The sequence below is a fragment of the Pseudoxanthomonas sp. LjRoot143 genome, assembly GCF_964252945.1.
Lineage (GTDB): Bacteria > Pseudomonadota > Gammaproteobacteria > Xanthomonadales > Xanthomonadaceae > Pseudoxanthomonas_A.
In genome coordinates this window covers 3448610-3470331 of record NZ_CAXUPM020000001.1, presented here as the reverse complement: position 1 = coordinate 3470331, position 21722 = coordinate 3448610, and the positions used below count along the sequence as shown (strand labels likewise).

Genomic DNA, 21722 nt, shown 5'->3' with positions numbered 1-21722 from the left:
GCCGGGCTTCGTGCTTTCCGGGCCACGCGCCGCCCGTGGCATGCTGGCGCAGATGAGGATCCGTCGATGCCGTTCCGCCGCCTGCTGCCCCTCCTGCTCACCATGACCGCAGCCCTGTCCACCGAGGCGAAGGCAGAGCCGCTCGTCATCGCCCACCGGGGTGCCAGCGCGCACCTGCCCGAGCACACGCTGGCCGCCTATGCGCGCGCGATCGCGGACGGTGCGGATTACATCGAGCCGGACCTGGTCGCCACCCGCGATGGCGTGTTGGTGGCACGCCACGAGAACGAGATCGGCGGCACCACCGACGTGGCGCAGCGGCCCGCGTTCGCCGCGCGCAAGCGTCGACAGGTGATCGACGGCACGTCGGTCGAGGGCTGGTTCACCGAAGACTTCACGTTGGCCGAACTGAAGACGTTGCGGGCGCGGGAACGTCTGCCCGAGCTGCGGGGAACGGCGCACGACGGCCGGTTCGAGGTGGCGACGCTCGACGAGATCATCGCGCTGGCCGCGGAACAGGCCGCGCGCAACGGGCGCACGATCGGCCTGATTCCTGAGATCAAGCACCCCAGCCACTTCCAGCAGATCGGGCTGCCGATGGAGGACCGGCTGCTGGAGGTGCTGGCCGCGCATGCCTACACGCGCGAGGCGCCCGTGGTTATCCAGTCGTTCGAGCAGGCCAACCTGCGCGCGCTGCGCAGGCGCCTGGGGCCTTCGCATCCCAACATCCGGTTGCTGCAGTTGCTCGAGATGCCGGACGCGCAGCCGGGCGATGCGCTGGCGGCAGGAAAGCCGACGCGCTATGCCGACCTGATGACGCCGGCAGGGTTGAAGGACATCGCTGGCTACGCCGAGATCATCGGGCCGTGGACGCGCTTGCTGATCCCGGTCGCCGACGACGGCGCGCTGGGGACGCCGACGTCGCTGGCGTCGGACGCGCGCAATGCGGGGCTGGAGGTCTGGCCCTACACCTTCCGGCCGGAGAACCACTTCCTGCCGATGGCGCTGCGCGAAGGCGAGGATCCACGTACGCGCAGCGAGGCGGGATCTCTTGCGGAGATCCGTGCCTACCTTGCGCTGGGGATCGGCGGCTTCTTCACCGACGATCCGGCGCTGGGGCGTCGCGCCGTCGACGCCCGCTGAGCCGTCTCAAACCCGGCCGAACACCAGGCTGGCATTGGTGCCGCCGAAACCGAAGCTGTTCGACATCACGGTGTTCAACGTCGCGTCGCGGCTCGCCTGCACGATGGGGAAGGCGGTGGCGCCTTCATCCAGCGTCTCGATATTGGCCGAGCCGGCGATGAAACCGTCGCGCATCATCAGCAGGCAGTAGATCGCTTCGTGCACGCTGGCGGCGCCCAACGAGTGACCGGACAGGGCCTTGGTGGACGAGATCGGCGGCAGGGTGTCGCCGAGTGCGTTGCGGATCGCGTCGAGCTCGATCACGTCGCCCAGCGGGGTCGAGGTGCCATGCGTGTTGAGGTAATCGAGCGGCGCGGTGACGCCCTCCAGTGCCATCTGCATGCAGCGCACGGCGCCTTCTCCGGACGGGGCGACCATGTCGGCCCCGTCGGAGGTCACGCCATAGCCCAGCAATTCGGCATGGATGCGTGCGCCGCGCTTCACGGCGTGGTCGTAGTCCTCGAGCACCAGCATGCCGCCGCCGCCGGCAATGACGAAGCCGTCGCGATCCGCGTCATATGGACGCGACGCGTGCGTCGGATCGTCGTTGCGCTTGCTCGACAACGCGCCCATCGCATCGAACATCATCGTCAGCGCCCAGTGCAGCTCTTCACCGCCGCCGGCGAACACGATGTCCTGGCGCCCGGCGCGGATGAGGTCCGCCGCGGCGCCGATGCAGTGCGCGGAGGTCGCGCATGCCGCCGAGATCGAATAGCTGACGCCCTTGATCTTGAACGCTGTGGCGAGCGTGGCCGACACGGTGGAGCACATCGTGCGCGGCACCATGTACGGGCCGACCTTGCGGATACCGCGTGCACGCAGCAGGTCGGCCGCTTCGATCTGCCATTCGGCCGAACCGCCGCCGGAGCCGGCGATCAGCCCGGTGCGCGGCTGGCTGACCAGTGCCTCGTCCAGGCCAGCATCGGCGATGGCGTCGCGCAACGCGATATGCGCGAACGCTGCGGCATCGCCCATGAAGCGCTTCTGCTTGCGGTCGATCTGCGCGTCGAGATCGATCTCCGGCGCGCCGCCCACGTGGCTGCGGAAGCCGAGTTCGGCGTACTGCGGGATGTGGCGGATGCCCGAGCGGCCTTCGCGCAGCGCGGCCGACACGGTATCCGCATCGTTGCCCAGGCAGGAGGTGATGCCCAGGCCGGTGATGACGACACGACGCATGGTCAGAAGCTCTCTGTCGAGGTGAACAGGCCCACGCGCAGGTCGCGCGCGGTGTAGATCTCGCGGCCGTCGACCAGCATGCGGCCGTCGGCCACCGCCAGCACCAGCTTGCGATTGACCACGCGGCTGATGTCGATCTCGTAGCTGACGCGCTTCGCCGTCGGCAGCACCTGGCCGGTGAACTTCACTTCGCCGGAACCGAGCGCACGACCGCGGCCGGGCGCGCCGATCCACGTCAGGAAGAAACCGGTCAGCTGCCACATCGCATCCAGGCCCAGGCAGCCCGGCATCACCGGATCGCCGAGGAAGTGGCACTGGAAGAACCACAGGTCGGGATGGATATCGAGCTCGGCGCGCACCATGCCCTTGCCGTGGGCGCCACCGTCCTGGCGGATCTCGGTGATGCGATCGAACATCAGCATCGGGTCGTTGGGCAGGCGGCCGCTGTCGGGGCCGAACAGTTCACCGCGTGCGCTGGCCAGCAGCTGTTCGCGCGAGAAGGAAGCGGGGGCGTTCATTGCGTGGTCCGTTCTGCGAAGGCGCAAATAATGCACACATGTGCATACGCTTGTCTTGATGCAGATCAACGGCGGTTTTTCCATACGCCGGCGTACCATCGGCGCGAGGCAATCGCGGCAAGGGTTTGGCGCATTCTGTCCGCGACTCCACACGCAGCCGTATCGTCGCCGCACGCATCCATGCGATCGCGTACGGCGGCCGATATCATCGCGTGATGCGCAAGATCATCCACATCGACATGGACGCTTTCTACGCGTCGGTGGAGCAGCGCGACGATCCGTCGCTGCGTGGACGGCCGGTGGTGGTGGCGTGGCGCGGCGAGCGCTCGGTGGTGTGTGCGGCGTCATACGAGGCGCGCGTCTTCGGTGTGCGTTCGGCGATGCCGGCGGTACGCGCGGAGCGGTTGTGTCCGCAGGCCGTCTTCGTGCCGCCCGATTTCGCGCGCTACAAGGCGGTATCGCGGCAGGTGCGCGAGATCTTCCTGCGCCATACCGACCTGGTCGAACCGCTGTCGCTGGACGAAGCCTATCTCGACGTCACCGCGCCGAAGTCCGACTTGCCGACCGCGACCGCGGTGGCCGAAACGATCCGCGCGCAGATCCGCGAAGAGACCCAGCTGACGGCCTCGGCCGGCGTGGCACCGAACAAGTTCCTCGCCAAGATCGCGTCCGACTGGCGCAAGCCGGACGGACAGTTCGTGCTGCGGCCGCACCAGGTGGAGGCGTTCCTGACGCCGCTGCCGGTCGAGCGCATCCCCGGCGTCGGCAAGGTGATGCAGGGCAGGCTCAATGCCGATGGCATCCGCACGGTCGGCGACCTGCGTGCGTACTCGCAGCACGAGCTGGAAACGCGCTACGGCAGTTTCGGCGGTGGACTGTACCGGCGCGCACACGGTATCGACGAGCGACCGGTGGAACCCGACCAGCCGGTGCAGTCGATCTCATCCGAAGACACCTTCGCCACCGACCTGCTGCTGTCCGAACTGGAACCCCACATCCTGCGCATCGCCGAGAAGGCGTGGGCCGCCAGTCGCAAGACCGAGCGCATCGGCCGCACCGTGGTGCTGAAGCTGAAGACGGCGCAGTTCCGCATCCTGACGCGCAGTTTTACACCGGAATCGCCGCCAGCCTCCGCGCAGGAATTCATCGACATCGCGCTGGCGTTGCGCGAGCGCGTGGACCTGCCGCCCGCGACGCGCTATCGCCTGGTCGGGGTGGGCCTGTCGGGATTCCGGGATCGCGAGGAAACCGTCGTGCAGGCCGGGTTGTTCGATCCGCAGGAAGCGTAGGCGGCTTGTTACGCCGCTTGCCAGTCGAACACGAGGGCCTCGTTGCGCTCGAAGCGACGCAGGTGCGAGGCGATCACGTCCTGCAGGCGTGTGCGTGCTTCCGCATCGGGCGCGTACAGCGTGATCAGCAGTGCGTCGCCTTCCACCGCGAAGTCAGCCGGGCCGAGGTCGTCGAACGGAATGCGCGCATGGGTGTCGTCGGGGCGTTCGATCTCGAACTTGTGCCGCCAGTGGTTGCACAGCGTGCGCAGTAGCTTGGCGGGGTCGGTAGGAACGACGGTCACACGGGAAGCAGGTTGCATGGTCATGAGCACGGAAAGCGGGGCTTCCTGTTTACCTCTGCACGCAGGCAACAAAAAGGCCGGCAACGGAACAGTCCATTGCCGGCCTTCTTCGTCCGTCCGAATCAGTCGCGCGCGCTGTAGCGCAGGCTCAGGCCGTACTCGCGACCGGGCTGGTTGTACCAGGCGATCGTTTCGTACTCGCGGTCGAACACGTTGCTGGCGCGCGCCTGCACCGACCATTCGTCGGTGATGGCGTACTCCAGACGCAGGTCCAGCGTGCCGTAGCCCGCCAGGCGGACGCTGTTGGCGGCGTTGTCGTAGCGGTGGCTGGCGCCGTAGCCGGTCACGCCGATGCGGAAGTCGCCGAACGCACGGTCCACGTCGACGCGCGCCGTGTTGCGCGCGCGGCGTGCCAGCAGGTTGTCGTAGTTCAGGCCGCTCGTATGGTTGCGCGGATCGGTGTGGCTGACCTGCGCGGCGATGTCGAAGCCGGCCAGCGTCACCGCGCCCGTCAGTTCGAGGCCGCGGATGCGCGCTTCGTCGGTGTTCGCCGGCAACCAGTTGCTGTCCAGCGCGATCAGGTCCTCGATGCGCGTCTCGTAGACGTTGACGCCCCAGTTCCACGCATCGCCGTACTGCGACAAGCCGATGTCGAGCGTCTTGGAGCGCTCGGGTTCCAGCAGCGCATTACCGGAGAACGGGTAGTACAGGTCGTTGAAGGTCGGTGCCTTGAAACCAGTGCCGGCGTTGACCGTCAGCTTGAAGCCGCCGCCAAACGCGAGACCCCAGCCGAGGTTGCCGGTGACGTGGTTGCCGAACTGGTCGTTGTCGTCGTTGCGCACGCTCGCCTGCACCTGCTGCGCGCCGAAGCGGCCCTGGTATTCGATGAATACGCCGGTGTTGTCGCGGCTGTCCACGGGTACGCCGACGGTGTCGTTGACGAAGTCGACGCTGCTGGTGACCTCGTCGCGCTGCCAGTCGGCACCAGCGGTCAGCAGGTGCTGCTCGCCGAACGCGAAGTCGCCCTGTAGCGAGGCGGTGTCGCGACGCGTGTCGAACGTGCTGACGTACGCACGGGTGCCGGAGGTGGCGTCCGCGAAGTAGTTGTCCGATTTGTCGGACGCACGACCGACCTGCGCGGTGAGCGTGGTGGCGCCGGACGGCTTCCACGTCAGCTTGCTGCCCAGTACCTGCTGCACGTTGTCGGCTTCGTTGCCGCCGTAGATGCTGCCGTCGAATTCGTTGAAGGCATCGGCGTTCAGCGCATGGCCTTCCAGCGTCAGCGTGTCGGTCAGCTTGTAGCCGCCGCGAACGTTCAGCGAGACATTGCGGTAGCCGTCGTCATCGGGTTCGTCGGTGAAGCAGCCCTGGAACAGCGTGCCCGAGCCCCGGCAGGCGTTGATGCCGTCGGTTTCCTGATAGGCGGCGTTGGCGCCGATCCAGCCACGTTCGCCGCCGTAGGCGAAGCCACCGCTGGCTTCGCGCAGGTTGTTGCTGCCGCCACCGATACGCAGTTCGCGCGACAGGCCCTGCGTGCCGCGACGGGTGAAGATCTGGATGACGCCGCCGATCGCTTCCGAGCCGTACAGGCTGGAGCGCGGGCCGCGCACGATCTCGATGCGCTCGATCTGGTCGACCGGCAGGTCCTGGAACGACGCCAAGCCGGCGGTCGCCGAGCCGATGCGGATGCCGTCGACCAGCACCAGCACGTGGTCGGACTCGGTGCCGCGGATGTTGAGGGTGCTCAGCTTGCCCAGGCCGCCCTGGTTGGTGAAGCCGATACCTGCGCGACCCTTCAGCAGGTCGATCAGCGAACGCGACTGGCTGCGTTCGATCTCCTCGCGGGCAATGACCTGCACCGGCGCCAGGCTGTCGCGCACGGCGACGTCGGTACGCGTGCCGGTGACGACGATCTCGTCGAGATCGGTGGCGTCCTGTGCCTGCGCGGCGAACGGGAGGGCCAGCGCGACCGCGGCGGCGAGAAGGGAAAGGGAATGACGGCTGTACATCGGACTCAACTCCATCGCGCGCCCCGCGCGCATTCATTTCGGCGTGGAGTTGCGATGCAGGAGAGGGAGCGTTGCGGACAGCGCGGCAGACAGGCGGCGGCGCGGCACGCCGCGACGCCCTCCGCATCGCAACCAGTGGACTTCCAGGCCGGTCTCCGGGCTTGCGAAGGCGTGCCGTGCACGCTGCCGTGGCGCCTTCCCATGCGTGATCGCACAGTGGCCGATGCCGCGGTTGTCTTCGCCTACCGTTGCGGGGGCAGCGCCGGAATGCCGCGTGTGCGGGTCACCGGCTTCCCGTTTCAACCCATGGCAGGACTGCCGGGGTCACCTGAAAGCGCGCGCAGTATACGGGATGGGGTGGATCAGTCGTCGCCGCGCGAGTCGAACAGGTTCAGCGAAGGTCCCGTGTCTTCCTCACGCTCGGTGTGCGTGGTGGTCACCGGGCCGGCGGCGGGGCGGCCGCGCGGCGGGGGCAGCAAGGCTGCGGCGGCGTCGTAGGCCACCAGCAGTTCGCTGCGGCGGTCTTCAGGCAACTGCTGCCAGTGGCAGTCCAGCAGCGCGCCTTCCAGCGCGTACAGCAGGTTGAGGCTGGGACGGAATCCCGCGCGCTTCACCCGGATAAAGGCTTCCACCGCGCCCACCGACTCCAGGTCCTCCTGCGTGCGCAGGCCGACCTGGCGTAGCCAGGCGGCGGACTTGGGGCCGATGTTGCGCAGCTTGGTGCCTGTCATGTCAGCGAATCCACGAAGATGGCGGCGATGCGTTCCATGCCCGCCTGGTCGTCGGCATCGAAGCGCGCCAGGCGTGGGCTGTCCAGGTCGAGCACGCCGACCAGTTCATCCCCTTTCACCAGCGGTACCACCAGTTCCGAGCGTGACGCGGAGTCACAGGCGATGTGGCCCGGGAAGGCCTCCACATCGTCCACGCGCTGGGTCTGGCGGGTGCGTGCGGCGGCTCCGCAGACCCCCTTGTCCAACGGGATCCGCACGCAGGCTGGTAAGCCTTGGAACGGACCGACCACCAATTCCCGGCCATCGAAGAAGTAGAAACCCGCCCAGTTGAAGTCCGGCAGGGCGTGATAAAGGAGCGCCGACAGGTTGGCCGCGTTGGCGATGCGGTCGGGTTCGCCGGCCAGCAGGGCACGGGCCTGTTCGGCCAGCTGTGCGTATTGTTCCGGCTTGCTGCCGGTGAGCGTCTGGGAAGTGAATGACATGGGTCGATTCTACTCCCCGCGTCTGCTGGGCGGCCCGATATGATGTGTCACACAAGCGGGGCCTTGCGTGGGCGACAGGGGAGTGGGTGCATGCGCGATCACGAGGATGAAGCGGGCTGGCGCGGTCATGGCGTGACACGGCTGGAGGCGTTCGTCGACGCCGCGTTCGCGTTCGCGGTCACCCTGCTCGTGATCTCGGTCGAACGCATTCCCGACAGCATGGCGGGGCTGCTGCAGGCACTGAAGAATGTGCCCGCGTTCGCGGCCAGTTTCGCGATGGTGGCGATGTTCTGGTACGCCCACGTGCGCTGGAGCCGCCGCTATCGGCTGGGCACCGTGCCGGCCACGCTGCTAAGCCTGCTGCTGGTGTTCCTGGTGCTGGTCTACGTGTATCCGCTGCGGCTGCTGCTCGGCACTTTTTTCGGCTGGATCACCGGCGGCTGGTTGCCGATGCCGCTGTCCGATGCGAACGGTCCGCGCCCGCTGGCCTTCATGTTCGTCTTCTACGGGCTGGCGTTCGCCTCCATGTCGGCCTGCATCGGCGGCCTGTACGTGCTGGCGTGGTGTGCGCGCCGACGGTTGGCACTGGATGGCGAAGGGGCATCCAATGCAGCGGGCGAAGTCGCTTCGCATGCCTACTTCGTGCTCGTCAGCCTGATATCCGTGGCGATCGCCTTACTGCTGACCGACCAGTCGCGGTCGTGGCAGGTCGCGTTGCCAGGGTGCGTGTACTTCCTGCTGTCGTTCGCCGGGCTGGTGCACGTGCGCGGACAACGCTGGGGCGCGGCGCGCTGGCCGGAGCAGGCAGATGGATAGGGCGATGGACCGCTTGTTCATCACCGGCACCGATACCGGCGTCGGCAAGACTGTGGCCAGCGCGGCCCTGCTGCATGCATTCCGTGCGCGAGGGATGCGCGCGGTCGGCATGAAGCCGGTCGCCAGCGGCTGCACGGCGACGCCGCGGGGCTGGCGCAACGACGATGCGCTCGCGCTGCAGGCGGCGAGCGATCCGGTACCGCCCTACGATGACCTCAATCCGTATGCGCTGCCCGCGCCGCTGGCGCCGGAGATCGCCGCACGCGACGCCGGCGTGGACGTGCAGCTGGGCGTGCTGGTGTCCGCCTTCGAACGCCTGCACCCGCTGGCCGACCTTGTGCTGGTGGAGGGTGTCGGTGGCTGGGCGGCGCCGCTGACCGCTACGCTCGACCAGCGGCACCTGGTGCAGGAGTTGCGCCTGCCCGTGGTGCTCGTCGTGGGCATGCGGCTGGGCTGCATCAATCACGCGCGATTGAGTGCGCGGGCGATCCAGGACGACGGCGCCCAACTGGTGGGCTGGATCGCCAACGAGGTCGATCCGGACATGGAGCGCAGGGACGAAAACTTCGCCCTGCTCTCGGCGCGCCTGCCGGTGCCGTGCTGGGGACGCCTGCCGTATGCGCCCGAGGCCGATGCGCGCGCCATGGCCACGCACTTCACGGTGCCCTAGCGCAAACGCACGCAATAAAAAACCCGGCAGCGTGGGGGCTGCCGGGTCGGTCTGCGCGGAGGGAGGGGGAGCCGCGCAATAAACGGTGGAGCAGAGCGGGTCTTACTTGCCCTTGGCGGCCTTGGTCGCCTTGGCCACGGAGGCCTGGACGTTGTCGGTCGCGGTCTCGAACTGGGTCTTCACCAGCTGGCCGAAGGCTTCACCGGTCTTGAGGCTCAGGCCGAACACTTCCTGGCTGGCGGCGACGACGCGCTCGGCGTTGTCCTTGGCGACCTGCAGGCCCTTCGGCCACAGGTTCTTGTAACCGTCCAGGTCGCGCGTCTCGGCGAGTTCGCCGAAGAAGGACGTGGTGGCGTCGACGTTCTTTTCGAAGGTCTTCAGCTGCACACCGAACACGGTCTCGGCGCTTTCCAGGGCCAGGCGGTTGGCGCGCGAAGCGGCGGCGGCGAACTGGTGCGTGAACTGGCTGAAGCTTTCGTTGAATTGCGTGGTCATGGCGGACTCCTGAAAGGGATTTCCCATCTGTTGCGGCGCAGCATAAGCCTATCCATGTTGCAGTGCAATAACGGCCGTATGGAAATCCGACGAACGGTCAGGAACCATTAAAAATCAAACGCTTGTAGGGACTGGTATGAAACCGGTTCCATGCCCTCAGGGGCCGGTATAGCGGCTCCCGGAGGTGCAGGTTTCGTGCACCACTACCGCGCTGAGCAGCGGCAGGACCGGCTTGGCCTGATCCCAGATCCACGCAGCCAGCCGCTCGCTGGTGGGGTTCTCCAGACCGGGAATGTCGTTGAGGTAGTGATGGTCGAGCCGGTCGTAGATCGGCTTGAAGGCCGCCTTCACGTCGGCGAAGTCCATGACCCAGCCCGCATGCGGATCCATCGGGCCGGACAGGTGCAGCTCGATGCGGAACGAGTGCCCGTGCAGACGCGCGCACTTGTGGCCCTCCGGCACGTGCGGCAGGCGGTGCGCGGCTTCGACGGTGAAAACCTTGAAGATGTCCATGCGACGGTTCCAGGAGCGTGGAAGCGCGCGGCACCGGGGGCGGTGCCGCGCGAGGGGTGCAGCTTAGCGGGCCGGACGCGACTGGCCCTGGCGCGCGCCGCCGGAACGGCCCCCGTCACGGCGCTGGCCGCCGTGCTTCTTCGGGCCGGCATGCGCGTGGCGCGGCGCATCGCCGTGCGGACGACGAGCGTGCTTCTGCGGACCGTTGCGGCGCGGGGTGCGCTCGCCGGCCGGCTGCTCGGCCTTGCCGGGAGCGCTGTTGCCCCAGCGGATCGGCGTCTGCAGCTCGAAGCCGGGCACGTCGCGGATGTCCATGTCGCGGTTGAGCAGGCGCACGATCGCGCGCAGGTACTTGGCTTCGTCCTGCGCGACCAGCGAGATGGCCTGGCCGGTCGAGCCGTTGCGGCCAGTGCGGCCGATGCGGTGCACGTAGTCCTCGGCCACCATCGGCAGATCGAAGTTGATCACCTGCGGCAGCTGGTCGATATCGATGCCGCGCGCGGCGATGTCGGTGGCGACCAGCACGTTGATGCGGCCGGCCTTGAAGTCGCTGAGCGCGCGCTGGCGCGCACCCTGCGACTTGTTGCCGTGGATCGCCGCGGTCTTGATGCCGCTCTTCTCCAGGAACGTCGCCAGCTTGTCGCTGCCGTGCTTGGTACGGGCGAACACCAGCGTCTGCAGGCGGCTGTCCTGCGCCAGCAGGTGCAGCAGCAGGTCGCGCTTGCGGCTGCCATCGACCGGGTGCACGCGATGGGTGATGGTCTCGGCGACGGTGTTGCGCGGGGTCACCTGGATCTGCTTCGGATCGTGCATGAACTCCAGCGCCAACTCGCGGATCGGGTCGGCGAAGGTGGCGGAGAACAGCATGGTCTGGCGGTTCTGGCGCGGCAGCTTGGCCAGGATGCGCTTGATCGACGGCAGGAAGCCCATGTCGAGCATGCGGTCGGCCTCGTCCAGCACCAGGATCTCGATGCCCGACAGGTCCACGCTGCGGCGCTCGAGGTGGTCGATCAGGCGGCCCGGGCAGGCGATCACCAGGTCCACGCCACGGCGCAGCGCGTCCAGTTGGTTGCCCATGCCGACGCCGCCGTAGATGGTGGTGCTGGGAATGCGCAGGTACTTGCCGTAGCCACGCAGGCTGTCGTGCACCTGCACGGCCAGTTCGCGGGTCGGCGTCAGCACCAGGGCGCGCGGCTTGCGCGGGCCGCCGCGCTGCACTTCCTGCGGGGTCGTGGCCAGGTACTGGATCAGTGGCAGGCCGAATGCGGCGGTCTTGCCGGTACCGGTCTGCGCGCCCGCCAGCAGGTCGTGGCCGGCCAGGGCCAGCGGGATGGCCTGTTCCTGGATGGGGGTGGGCTGGGTGTAGCCCTGTTCGTCGAGCGCGCGCAGCAGGGCGGGCGCCAGGCCCAAGGTTTCAAACGTCATGGTGGAAGCTCCAAAGCCGGTCGGCCGGACACGCACGCAACGCCGGCACAGCGATGTGCGGCAACGTAGGACGCGCGGAATGCGGCAAGACCGTGACTCGAAGCGTTCCCTGAAACCGCGCTGCGAGAAGGGGTGCGGAGGCGCCAAAACGGCGCTACCGAGCTTGCGCAACGAAAGAAGTCGGAGCGGGGCGGGCGCGGGAACTCGCGTGGAATTCCCTGCGCCGGCGGACCATCGGGGAAACGAACGGCCGCAGGCAAGCGGCGCGCACTGTACCCGAATCCGGGGCTGAATGGGGGAATCGGGGCTGAAAACCCCGTCTGCGACCGATTGTCGCAGTGCGGAAATCAACGGTGTGCGGGCGTATCATGGGTTACGAAGACCCACGTAGCCGACCGCCATGAGCCTTCGCATCCTCCGCCAGAACGACACTCCGGTGACCCCCGCGCCCAGCGACGGCGCCGTCTGCCAGGCCAACTCGCGTGGCTGCGGGGGCTGCCTGGTGCGCCACCTGGCCATCTGCGCTGCCCTGCCCGTCTCCAAGGCCCATGCCATGGAGTCGCTGGCCGACGATGCGCGGCTGAAGGCGGGCGAGGCCCTGGTCCGCGAGGGCGAGCCGCGGCGGGGCGTGTTCACCGTGACCAAGGGCGCGCTGCGCCGGATCCGGCTGCTGCCGGACGGTCGCCGGCTGGTGGCCGGGTTCCTGATGCCGGGCGATTTCATCGGTTTCTCCGGCACCTCCCACTACAAGCACACGATCGAGGCCATCACCGACAGCACGCTGTGCGAGTTCTCGATGGCCGACATGCGCAGCCTCTGCCACGACCATCCGGAGCTGGAGCGCGAACTGCTCGAACGCGCCTGCGTCGAGCTCGATGCCACCCGCGGCAACCTGATGGCGCTGGCGCGGCTGAATCCGATGGAGCGGCTGGCCGGCTTCCTGGTCGACATGGCGCAGCGCCGCCGCCGCCAGGGTCAGGACGACAGCGAAGTGATCCTGCCGATGACGCGCACCGACATCGCCGACTACCTGGGCCTGACCGTCGAGACCGTGAGCCGCAGCTTCACCCGCCTGCGGCAGGAAGGCAGCATCGCCACCGACGATCCGCACCACGTGCGGCTGCTCAATCGCACGCGGCTGGACGCGCTGGCCGAAGCGCGCGCCTGAAGGCCGGTTGAGCTTGCGGTGGGTATAGGTGTGGGAGCGACGTAAGTCGCGATGGTCTACCGGTAACGCTTCATCGCGACTTACGTCGCTCCCACACCAATCTCAAAGGGTCATTCCCTCACCAGCTTCCCGGCCCGCAGCCGGTAGCGCGCATCCACCACGCCTTCCGGCAATGCCGCGTGGCTGATGATCAGCATGCTGCGCCCTTCGCCGGCCTCCACGAGGTCGCGCATCAGCGCATCGGCGGTGTCCTGGTCGAGGCCTTCGGTCGGCTCGTCGAGCAGCAGCAGCGGTGCGTCGCGCAGCAGGGCACGCGCCAGCGCAAGGCGGCGTGCCTGCCCGGCCGACAGCGTCGCGCCGTTCTCGCCCACCCACGTGTCGAGGCCGGTCTCGCGGAAACGGGTATCGAGCTTCACCTGCGCCAGCACGCGCCACAGGCGCGCGTCGTCGGCGGTGGGATCGCCGAGCTGCAGGTTCCCGCGCACGCTGCCGGAGAACACCGGCGCGTCCTGCGGCAGCCACGCGATGCGCGCATGCCAGTGCGCCTGATCCAGCGACCGCAGGTCATCGCCCGCGAACAGCACCTGGCCTGCCTGCGGCGTCCGCAATCCGAGCACCAGCGCCAGCAGCGACGACTTGCCTTCGCCGCTGTCGCCCGCCACCAGCACGCGCTCGCCGGGCGCAAGATGGAGGCTGGCACCATCGAGCACGCGCCGTGTCGTGCCCGGCCACGCGAACACGATCTCCTGCAGGTCGAGTGCGCCGCCTGCGGCCGGTGATCGCGTACCGCGGCCTTCGCCGTCCGTCGCAGGGCGATCTACCGCGTCCTGCAGACGCTGCGCGGCGACGGTCGCCGCCCGCCAAGCCTGCCAGGCCGGCGCGATGGCCGCACAGGCATCCAGCACGGCCACGGTCAGGAAGAACAGTCCGCCCGCGGCGGCGGCGCCGAGGCGTTCCGCGTGCACGGCCGACAGCAGTACCCACAGCATCGCGGGCAGCGTGAACGCCGAGACCAGTGCGTGGGCGAGCGTCGCGAGCGCCAGACGCTGCTTGCGGCGCTCCTCCCACCGCGCCAGGTCGCGACTGCGCGTGTCCAGCGCGTCGAGCCATGCCGAGGTCGCATCCATCGCCACCAAGTCCAGGTGGCCTTCGATGCCCTCCTGCACGGCGGCGCGCAGGCGGGTGCGGCTGGCGGCACGCTCGTCTTCCAGGGCGGCGACGCTCCGCGTCGCCAGCCATGGCGCCAGTGCCGCGATCAGCGCCAGCGCGACCAGCAGCACGATGCCGGCCAGCGGCAGGACGACCAGTGCCACCAGACTCGCGAGCAGGCACAGCGACAGCAGCGCGAGCAGCGGGCCGACCGCACGCACCAGCAGGCCGTCCACCGCGTCGATGTCCGCCATCAGCCGCGCCATCAGTTCGCCGACGCGGAAGCGGCCCAATCCCAACGGCGCGAGCGGCAATGCGCGGGCGAAGAACCATGCGCGCAGATCGCGCGCGATGCGCAACGTCACGTCGTGGCCGATCAGCTTCTCGCCGTAGCGCGACAGGATGCGGACGAAGGTCAGCGCACGGATGCCCGCGGATGGGCCGAAGAAGTTGAATCCGAGCGCTCCGCTGCCGGCCAGTGCGGCGGCGGTGAGGAAATGGCCGGACAGTCCCAGCAGGGCGGTGCCCGCCAGCAGCGTCAGCAACAACAGTCCGACCGCCAGCGCGCCGAACCGCCGATGCGTTGCCAGCACGTGGCGCAGCGCGGTCGTGTCGTCGTCGCGGCGCCCGTTCACGGCGTTCCTCCGTTGCCGTGCAGGCGGCCGTCGCGTACCTGCCAGACCTGGTCCATTGCCGCCTGCGCCGCCGTGCTGTGGGTCGCCATCAGCACGCTGCGGTCACGCGCGAACTGCCGGATCGCCTGCAGGACCGCGGCCTCGGTGGCGGGATCGAGGAAGGCGGTGGGCTCGTCGAGGAGCAGCAGGTCGGGGTCGCGCAGGAATACGCGTGCCAGCGCCACGCGCCGTGCCTCGCCGCCGGACAGGCCGAAGCCGCGCTCGCCGATCACCGTATCCAACCCGTCCGGCAACCGCGCCGCAAAGCGCATCACCTGCGCGGCATCGGCTGCCCGTTCGAGCTCCGCCTCGGAGGCATCGGGCTTGGCCATGCGCAGGTTGTCGCGCAGCGTGCCGGCGAACAGGAAGGGACGCTGCGGCGCGTAGCCGATACGCAGGCCGGACGCGCGCTGCACAGTGCCCGCGTGCGCCGGCAGCCAGCCGGCCAGCGCCTCCAGCAGCGTGCTTTTGCCGTCGCCGCTGGCGCCGGTCAGCGCGACGTGTTGGCCGCGTTGCAACTCCAGCGTGACGTCGTGCAGTACTTCGCGCGTGGCGGCGGGATGGCGCAGCGCGATGCCGCGCGCGCTGATGAACGATGCCGAGGGGGCCGGCTTCCCGACGCCGTCGTCCGTGGCGACGGGAGCATCGTGCTCCAGCACCGCCGCAATCTCGTCCATCGCGGCCAGCGCCGAAGCGCGGTCATGGTAGTGGGTGGCGAGACGCCGCAGCGGCGCGTAGAACTCCGGTGCCAGCAGCAGGCAGAACACGCCCACGCCCAGCGTCAGCGGCGCGGCGCGCAGGTCGAGCATGCCCAGATAGGTCAGGCCGAGATACAGCGCGATCATCGCCACGCTGAGCGAGGCGAAGAACTCCAGCACCGCCGACGACAGGAAGGCGATGCGCAGCACACGCAGGCTGCGCACGCGCAGTTCCTCTGCGGCGGCGCGGATGCCCTGCAGTTCGGTGTCACCGCGGCCGTACAGCCGGATCAGCCCCAGCCCGCGCAGACGATCGGCGAAGTGCCCTCCCATCCGTGTCAGCGCCTGCAGCTGGCGCTGGCTGGCCGCCTGCGCGCCCAGGCCCACCAGCATCATGAAGACGGGCACCAGCGGCATCGTCAGCAGCAGCACCAGCCCGACGGTGCGGTCGACGGAAAAAACGGCGAGCAGGATCGCCAGCGGCACGCCCACCACTTCCGCCCGCAATGGCACGAAGCCGCCGAAGTAGCCTTCGAGCGCATCCACGTGCGCACCCATCCGTTCGGCCAGCGCACCGCTCTGCTGCGACCGTACCCAGACCGGCCCGCGCGCGACCAGTCCGCGCGCGATGCGGGCGCGCAGGTCGACACGGATCGACTCGACCGCACGGTCGGCGAGCCGGCGGCTCGCCCATCCCGACCCGGCACGCAGCAGCAGCGTCGCCAGCAGGGCCGCGAGCAGCGGCAGCAGGGTCGCTGGCGGCGCATGGTCGACGAACACGCGTTGCAGGCACACCGCGATCAGTGCGGCCTGCGGCAGCACCAGCACGCCGCCTGCCACGCCCAGCGCCGCGGCGGCGCGCAACGGCGTGCGCGCGACATCGCCGATGGCCTGCAGGCGCGCTTTCGCCGTCGCGCCCTCCGGCGCTTCCGTCGTGCCTGCACTCATGTCGGCAGCGGCTGGCAGCCGAGCGCGGCGAGTACGCCGTGCAGCGCGGGATGCCGCATCAGCCATGGCGAGGCGATCGTCAGCACGCCCGCGAAGAGCACGAAGCCGGCCGCCGTGCGCCGCACCGCCGTGCGCTGCCAGTGGCGGCCCAGGCGTGCGCCGGACCAGGTCAGCGTCACCATCATCGGCAGCGTGCCCAGGCCGAACATGGCCATCGTCAATGCGGCATCGCGCGCATTGGCCTGCAGCCAGGCCACCGTCAGCAGGCTCAGGCTCAGCCCGCAGGGCAGCCAGCCCCACAACGCGCCCGCCGCCAGTCTGCGCGGCAGCGTGTCGGCCGGCAGCACGCGCGCATGCAGCGGGCGCAGCGCCTGCCACACCTTCGCGCCGGGACGGGCAAGGAAGTCGAGTCGCCCACGCTGGTCGAGCAGGCGCAACGCCAGCACGACGAGCGCCAGCCCCACGCCGACGCGCATGGCGAGCGCGGCGGTCTCGTGCCGCGCCAGCGACAGCAGGCCGCCGCCGAACGCACCGACCAGCGCACCTGCCAGCGTGTAGCCGGCGACGCGACCGAGATTGAGCTGCAGCGCGCTGCCCCACCCCTGCCGGGACGACACCGCGGAGAAGCCGGTGGCAATGCCGCCGCACATCACCGCGCAGTGCGTACTGCCCACCAGGCCGGCCAGCAGCGCGGCGAGCAGGACCGGAACGTCAGGCGCCATCGTCGCCTTCGCGGACGGGCGGCGTGGCCGGCGCACGCGGCTTCGCCGGCGCGTCGTCGAGGATATCCAGCGCGGGCGTGTCGAGATCGTCGAACTGGCCCTTGCGCACCGCCCATGCGAACGCCGCGATGGCCAGTCCCAGCAGGACCAGGCTGATCGGCAACAGCATCAGCAGGATATTCATGCCGCCATCTCCGTGGAGGTGCGCGCCAGGCGCAGCGCGTTGAGGGTCACTACCAACGAGGATACCGCCATGCCCAGCGCCGCGATCCACGGCGTCACCATGCCGGCGGCCGCCAGCGGCACGGCGAGCAGGTTGTAGCCGGCGGACCAAGCCAGGTTCTGCTTCACCAGCCGGCGCGACAGCCGCGCCACGCGCACGGCGTCGGCGATGCGCAGCAGCGACGGGCCGGTAGCCACGAGGTCCGCCGCCTGCTGCGCCAGCGGTGCGCCTTCGCCCATCGCGACCGATACGTCGGCACCGGCCAGCACCGGCGCGTCGTTCAGGCCGTCGCCGACCATCGCGACGATGCGGCCTTCGGACTGCAGTTGCCGTACACGCGCCAGCTTGTCTTCCGGCGACTGGCGGGCGAGCGTCGAATCGATGCCGAGCGCCTGCGCCAGCCGCAGCACCGCCGCGTCGCCGTCGCCGCTGGCGAGATGGATGCGCATGCCTTCGGCGCGCAGCGCCGCAATGGCCGCCGCAGCATCGTCGCGCGGTTTCTCGTCCAGGGTGAAGCGGGCCACGCCGCGTCCGCCATCACCCAGCCACAGCGCACCGTCGTCGTCGCGTCCCGCGGCCCAGTCGGCACGTCCGAAGCGCCAGTGGCGACCGTCGACATCGCCTTCCACGCCCAAGCCCGCCCGGGCGACGACGGACGTGGCGGCATCGCGCGCCTCGACATCGGCGAAGGCGGTGGCGATCGGATGGCCGCTGTCCTGCTCCAGCGCAGCGACCACCCGCGTGGCCGCATCGGCATCCAGGTCGGCGAAGACGTCCACGGCGACGCGTGCGGGCCGGCCGTCGCTGAGCGTGCCGGTCTTGTCGAACACCACGTCGGTCGCGCGCGCCAGCGTGTCCAGTGCCTCGGGCCGCGTGGCGAGCACGCCGCAGCGGGCCAGTGCGCCATGCGCAGCGGCCAGCACCGCTGGCACCGACAGCGACAGCGCACACGGGCAGCTGATCACCAGCAGCGCCAGGGTCACCTCGAATGCGCGTTCCGGCTGGTAGAACCGCCAGCCGATGTACACGGCGATCGCGAGCACCAGCAGGCTGACGACGAAATGACGCCCCACGCGATCCGCCGAGCGGGCCAGCGGCGGGCGGTGGCCCTGCGCGCGATCGACCAGCTCCGCCAGCTGCGACAGGCGCGTCGAGGTGCCGGTGGCGGTGACGCGCAGGCGCGCCGGACGCTCGCGGCAGGTGGTGCCGGCGTAGACGGTCTCGCCGGCGCGACGGCGTACTGGGCGCGACTCGCCGGTCAGCAACGCTTCTTCGAAATCCGCCGCCGCGTCCAGCAGCACGCCGTCGGCCGGAACGCCGTCGCCGGCGGCCACGCACACGACATCCGACGTGCGCAGGGCCGAGGGCGGCACCGACTCGCGCGTGCCGTCGTCGCGCTCCCGGATCGCGAACACCGGCTGCGCGCGCGCCAGCGCGTCCACCTGCGCGGTGGCCACGTTGCGCGCCCGCTGTTCCAGCATGCGCGCAGCCAGCAGCAGGAAGACGAACATCACCGCCGCGTCGTACCAGACGTGCGTGCCGCCGCGGATCGTCTCGACCAGGCTGGCGAAGTACGCCAGCAGGGTGGAGCTGGCGATCAGCGTGTCCATGCCCACGTGGCGCGCGCGCAGTTCGCGCGCCATGCCGGCCAGGAACGGCCAGCCGCTGTAGAACACCACCGGCGTGCTGACCAGAAAGGTCAGCCAGCGGAACAGGTCGCGCGTCGGCAGCGGCATGGTGGCGTTGACGTCGAGATACAGCGCCTCGGCCAGCATCATCGCCTGCAGCGAACCGAGGCCGGCCACGCCCAGCCGCAGCAGCCACCGACGACGTTCGGACAGGCGCGCCTGTTCGCGCGCATCGCCGGTGGCGAGATACGGCCGGTAGCCGAGCATCGCCAGGCGCTGCAGCAGCGCGGAGAGTTTCGTGCGCGCCGGATCCCAGGCGATGCGGATGCGTCCGGTGACCGCGTTGGCGGTCGTGTCGAGCACGCCGGCTTCGCGCGCCAGCGCACGGTCGATCAGCCAGGCGCAGGCGGCGCAGCGCATGCCGTCGGTGAGCAGCACGATCTCGCGACCGCCCTCGACCGCGCGGCTGTGCTCGTCGAGCAGTTCGGTACGGTCCCAGCTGTCCAGGTCCAGCCGGTCGGCCTGCACGCGGTTGGCGTTCGCGCTGCGCAGGCGGTAGTAGCTGCCCAGGTCGGCGTCCTGGATCCATGCCGCGGCGGCGGCGCAGCCTTCGCAGCAGAAGACATGGCTGCCCGCCGTGACCGGGTGCCCGCTGGCGACCGGTTCGCCGCAGTGATGGCAGGGCACCACGGGCGCGTCCATCGCGGGACTCAGCCGCCCCCGAGGGACGGCGCCAGGCGCGAGGCCTGCGTGTCCTTCTGCAGGCGGCCGCGGATGCGCCACTGGGCGTTGTCGGGCGTCAGCTGCAGGTTCCAGTCGTGGCGCGTGTCGATCTCGGCGGGCGCAGTCCAGCCGGTGGTGGTGCGCGCCAGCGGCAGGCGCACGTCCTGCGCGGCCTCGGTGGGGTGCGTCATCACGAGGACGAGCCCGGTCTCGCGACCGAACTCGCCGGTCACCGCGGTCAGCTCCACGTGATCGGGGCGCACCTGCAGGATCGCGCTGAGTTGGCGCTGCGCTGCGCGCTCGTCGGGTCCCAGGTCGGTGGTCTGGATCTGCGACACGCGCTGCACGTCGTCGATGACCGGATCCGCGCCGCCGGCGCGCACGGCGGTCACCACCAGCCAGATGCCGGCGACGACGGAGGCCAGCGGCAGACCCCACACCAGCCACACCATCGGCTCTTTCCAGAACGGCCGGCCGTTGCCGGCGGAGGAATCGGTTTTCGTCGTCATTGGATCGGTCCGAAGTAGCTGCTGTCCACGGTCTTCTCGGTGCCGGTGTCGACATCGCGAACGGTGAACGTTACGGCATGGCGGCCGCGGAGGGTGGCGGGAGCGGTGGCGGTGACGGCCAGCGACAGGACTTCCTCGGGTTCCGCGCGAACGGTCAGCTCGCCATCGCGCAGGCGGATGCCGGGCGACGCCGATGCCAGGGTGACGAGATAGCCATGCGACTGCTGGTCCTTGTTGACCAGCTTGAGCGTGTAGCTGTTCTCGACCTGGTCGCCGGCGACCTCGCGATACAGCGCATTGCGGTCGCGCAGGACTTCGGCGATCAGCACGTCGCGGTTGAACACGCCCCAGCCCCATGCGGCGACCAGCGCAAGCAGGATCGCGCCGTAGACGAAGATGCGCGGGCGCAGCACCTTCGACGGTTTGCCGTCGATGGCGTTCTGGGTGGTGTAGCGGATCAGGCCGTGCGGATACCCCATCTTGTCCATCACGTCGTCGCACGCGTCGATGCACGCGCCGCAGGCGATGCACTCGTACTGCAGGCCGTTGCGGATATCGATGCCGGTGGGGCAGACCTGCACGCAGATCGTGCAGTCGATGCAGTCGCCCAGCTGGTCGGGCGCGAACTTCGGCAGCGGCTCGACCACCGCGCCGGCACCGGCGAAGGTGATGGTGCCGTGCGCCCCGAGCCGCTGGTCGGCAAGGGTGGGATGCGCGGCGGCGCGCATCACGTAGTCGTAGGCCGTGGTGTTCTGCAGCAGGCCGCGCGCGCGTTCCAGCACACTGCCGAGGCCGCGCTTGCGCGGGCCGCGCGGTTCGCCGCGCATCGGGTCGTAGGCGATGATCAGCGTATTGCGGTCGAACATCGCCGCCTGGAAGCGCGCGTAGGGGCACATGTACTTGCAGACCTGCTCGCGCAGGAAGCCGGCGAAGCCCCACGTGGCCAGCGCGTAGAAGAACACCCAGAAGGTCTCCCAGCCGCCCCAGGCGAACGGCCACAGGCGCGCGCCGAGATCGGTGATGGGGGTGAAGAAGCCGACGAAGGTGAAGCCGGTCCACAGCGCGAACACCGCCCACAATACGTGCTTGCCGCCCTTGCGCAGCAGCTTGTTGGCGCTCCACGGCGCGGCATCCAGCTTCATGCGCGCACTGCGGTCGCCCTCGGTCCAGCGCTCCATCCACAGGAACACTTCGGTCCACACCGTCTGCGGGCATGCGTAGCCGCACCACAGGCGTCCGGCCAACGCGGTGAAGAAGAACAGCGCCATCGCGGCGATGATCAGCAGCACCGCCAGCAGCAGGAAATCCTGCGGCCAGAACACCAGTCCGAACACGTAGAACTTGCGCGCCGGGAGGTCGAACAGCACGGCCTGGCGGTCGTCCCATTTCAGCCACGGAAACACGTAGTACATGCCCAGCAGCCACCACACGGCGGCCACACGCAGGCGGTTGAGCGGGCCTGCCACGTCGCGCGGATACACCTTGCGTTCGCTGACGTAGAACGAGTTGCCCTGCGCATCGACCACATCCAGCGGGATGCGGCGCTTGCTGTCGGGAGCAGGGGAGGGCGAGGCTGGCGTGGACATGGCGGTGTCTGTCTTGGCTGGCGTCATGCTCGCGCCGGTGGCGCGCAGCGGGGAGCGACGGTTTGTCGCAGGTCGCGCCACCGGCGCGCAGCGGCGGCCGTGAT

General features: G+C 69.4%; 21 protein-coding genes and 1 riboswitch. Of the genes, 5 read left to right on the top strand and 16 right to left on the bottom strand.

Annotated elements, in window-relative coordinates; genetic code table 11:
* Window positions 1-66: 66 nt before the first annotated feature.
* Window positions 67-1143, top strand: coding sequence for a glycerophosphodiester phosphodiesterase (locus ACSQ1W_RS16830; RefSeq protein WP_436044847.1), 1077 nt, complete (start codon window positions 67-69; stop codon window positions 1141-1143).
* Window positions 1144-1149: 6 nt separating this feature from the next.
* Here the strand turns inward: ACSQ1W_RS16830 and fabB are convergent, their stop codons facing one another.
* Both fabB and fabA read right to left on the bottom strand, forming a co-directional pair.
* Window positions 1150-2358 (bottom strand): beta-ketoacyl-ACP synthase I, encoded by a 1209-nt coding sequence (gene fabB, locus ACSQ1W_RS16825; RefSeq protein ID WP_436044846.1) that lies wholly within the window; start codon window positions 2356-2358, stop codon window positions 1150-1152.
* A 2-nt stretch (window positions 2359-2360) separates the two neighbouring features.
* On the bottom strand, window positions 2361-2876 hold the full coding sequence (gene fabA, locus ACSQ1W_RS16820; protein ID WP_436044845.1) for a 3-hydroxyacyl-[acyl-carrier-protein] dehydratase FabA: 516 nt from the start codon (window positions 2874-2876) through the stop codon (window positions 2361-2363).
* Window positions 2877-3091: 215 nt separating this feature from the next.
* Here fabA and dinB point away from each other — a divergent pair, with 215 nt between their 5' ends.
* On the top strand, window positions 3092-4165 hold the full coding sequence (gene dinB, locus ACSQ1W_RS16815; RefSeq protein ID WP_436044844.1) for a DNA polymerase IV: 1074 nt from the start codon (window positions 3092-3094) through the stop codon (window positions 4163-4165).
* 8 nt (window positions 4166-4173) lie between these two features.
* On the opposite strand, the gene ACSQ1W_RS16810 is transcribed toward dinB, so the two are convergent.
* From ACSQ1W_RS16810 to ACSQ1W_RS16795, 4 genes are all read right to left on the bottom strand, one after another.
* Window positions 4174-4467 carry a DUF2218 domain-containing protein gene (locus tag ACSQ1W_RS16810; protein WP_436044843.1) on the bottom strand — a complete coding sequence of 98 codons (294 nt, stop codon included), beginning with the start codon at window positions 4465-4467 and terminating at the stop codon, window positions 4174-4176.
* Window positions 4468-4571: 104 nt separating this feature from the next.
* Window positions 4572-6458 carry a TonB-dependent vitamin B12 receptor gene (gene btuB / locus ACSQ1W_RS16805; RefSeq protein ID WP_436044842.1) on the bottom strand — a complete coding sequence of 629 codons (1887 nt, stop codon included), beginning with the start codon at window positions 6456-6458 and terminating at the stop codon, window positions 4572-4574.
* Between the two features lie 129 nt (window positions 6459-6587).
* A riboswitch (cobalamin riboswitch) is annotated at window positions 6588-6805 on the bottom strand.
* A 15-nt stretch (window positions 6806-6820) separates the two neighbouring features.
* Window positions 6821-7189, bottom strand: coding sequence for a TfoX/Sxy family protein (locus ACSQ1W_RS16800; protein WP_142126073.1), 369 nt, complete (start codon window positions 7187-7189; stop codon window positions 6821-6823).
* Window positions 7186-7671 carry a GAF domain-containing protein gene (locus ACSQ1W_RS16795; protein ID WP_192273708.1) on the bottom strand — a complete coding sequence of 162 codons (486 nt, stop codon included), beginning with the start codon at window positions 7669-7671 and terminating at the stop codon, window positions 7186-7188. Before ACSQ1W_RS16795 ends, ACSQ1W_RS16800 begins: the two co-directional genes overlap by 4 nt.
* Window positions 7672-7761: 90 nt before the next feature.
* On the opposite strand from ACSQ1W_RS16795, the gene ACSQ1W_RS16790 reads away from it, so the two are divergent.
* Both ACSQ1W_RS16790 and bioD read left to right on the top strand, forming a co-directional pair.
* Window positions 7762-8487 (top strand): TMEM175 family protein, encoded by a 726-nt coding sequence (locus tag ACSQ1W_RS16790; RefSeq protein ID WP_192273707.1) that lies wholly within the window; start codon window positions 7762-7764, stop codon window positions 8485-8487.
* Between the two features lie 4 nt (window positions 8488-8491).
* Window positions 8492-9157, top strand: a complete 666-nt coding sequence (bioD, locus tag ACSQ1W_RS16785) for a dethiobiotin synthase (RefSeq protein WP_225589537.1) — start codon at window positions 8492-8494, stop codon at window positions 9155-9157.
* A 102-nt stretch (window positions 9158-9259) separates the two neighbouring features.
* Here the strand turns inward: bioD and ACSQ1W_RS16780 are convergent, their stop codons facing one another.
* From ACSQ1W_RS16780 to ACSQ1W_RS16770, 3 genes are all read right to left on the bottom strand, one after another.
* Complete coding sequence (locus ACSQ1W_RS16780; protein ID WP_192273705.1) at window positions 9260-9652, bottom strand: phasin family protein; 393 nt, start codon at window positions 9650-9652, stop codon at window positions 9260-9262.
* A 156-nt stretch (window positions 9653-9808) separates the two neighbouring features.
* Window positions 9809-10165, bottom strand: a complete 357-nt coding sequence (queD, locus tag ACSQ1W_RS16775; RefSeq protein WP_192273704.1) for a 6-carboxytetrahydropterin synthase QueD — start codon at window positions 10163-10165, stop codon at window positions 9809-9811.
* Window positions 10166-10228: 63 nt separating this feature from the next.
* Window positions 10229-11590, bottom strand: coding sequence for a DEAD/DEAH box helicase (locus tag ACSQ1W_RS16770; RefSeq protein WP_192273703.1), 1362 nt, complete (start codon window positions 11588-11590; stop codon window positions 10229-10231).
* Between the two features lie 400 nt (window positions 11591-11990).
* On the opposite strand from ACSQ1W_RS16770, the gene ACSQ1W_RS16765 reads away from it, so the two are divergent.
* Window positions 11991-12758, top strand: a complete 768-nt coding sequence (locus tag ACSQ1W_RS16765; protein WP_192273702.1) for a Crp/Fnr family transcriptional regulator — start codon at window positions 11991-11993, stop codon at window positions 12756-12758.
* A gap of 110 nt (window positions 12759-12868) precedes the next feature.
* Here ACSQ1W_RS16765 and cydC read toward each other — a convergent pair whose 3' ends face one another.
* Genes cydC through ACSQ1W_RS16730 form a run of 7 tightly spaced genes read right to left on the bottom strand, consistent with a single transcriptional unit; the run spans window position 12869 to window position 21618 of the window.
* The gene (gene cydC, locus ACSQ1W_RS16760) at window positions 12869-14542 is read right to left on the bottom strand and encodes a thiol reductant ABC exporter subunit CydC (protein WP_436044839.1); all 1674 of its coding nucleotides are present in this window, start codon (window positions 14540-14542) and stop codon (window positions 12869-12871) included.
* Complete coding sequence (cydD, locus tag ACSQ1W_RS16755; RefSeq protein ID WP_436044838.1) at window positions 14539-16227, bottom strand: thiol reductant ABC exporter subunit CydD; 1689 nt, start codon at window positions 16225-16227, stop codon at window positions 14539-14541. The genes cydC and cydD overlap by 4 nt, the downstream gene beginning before the upstream one ends.
* Window positions 16224-16949, bottom strand: a complete 726-nt coding sequence (locus tag ACSQ1W_RS16750) for a sulfite exporter TauE/SafE family protein (protein WP_436044837.1) — start codon at window positions 16947-16949, stop codon at window positions 16224-16226. The genes cydD and ACSQ1W_RS16750 overlap by 4 nt, the downstream gene beginning before the upstream one ends.
* Window positions 16939-17133: a cbb3-type cytochrome oxidase assembly protein CcoS gene (gene ccoS, locus ACSQ1W_RS16745; protein ID WP_436044835.1), complete on the bottom strand. Its 195-nt coding sequence runs from the start codon at window positions 17131-17133 to the stop codon at window positions 16939-16941. Before ccoS ends, ACSQ1W_RS16750 begins: the two co-directional genes overlap by 11 nt.
* The gene (locus ACSQ1W_RS16740) at window positions 17130-19502 is read right to left on the bottom strand and encodes a heavy metal translocating P-type ATPase (protein WP_436044833.1); all 2373 of its coding nucleotides are present in this window, start codon (window positions 19500-19502) and stop codon (window positions 17130-17132) included. The genes ccoS and ACSQ1W_RS16740 overlap by 4 nt, the downstream gene beginning before the upstream one ends.
* An 8-nt stretch (window positions 19503-19510) precedes the next feature.
* On the bottom strand, window positions 19511-20032 hold the full coding sequence (locus tag ACSQ1W_RS16735; protein WP_436044831.1) for a FixH family protein: 522 nt from the start codon (window positions 20030-20032) through the stop codon (window positions 19511-19513).
* A complete protein-coding gene (locus tag ACSQ1W_RS16730; RefSeq protein WP_436044829.1) occupies window positions 20029-21618 on the bottom strand; it encodes a 4Fe-4S dicluster domain-containing protein in 1590 nt (529 codons plus the stop codon). The genes ACSQ1W_RS16735 and ACSQ1W_RS16730 overlap by 4 nt, the downstream gene beginning before the upstream one ends.
* Between the last annotated feature and the right edge of the window lie 104 nt (window positions 21619-21722).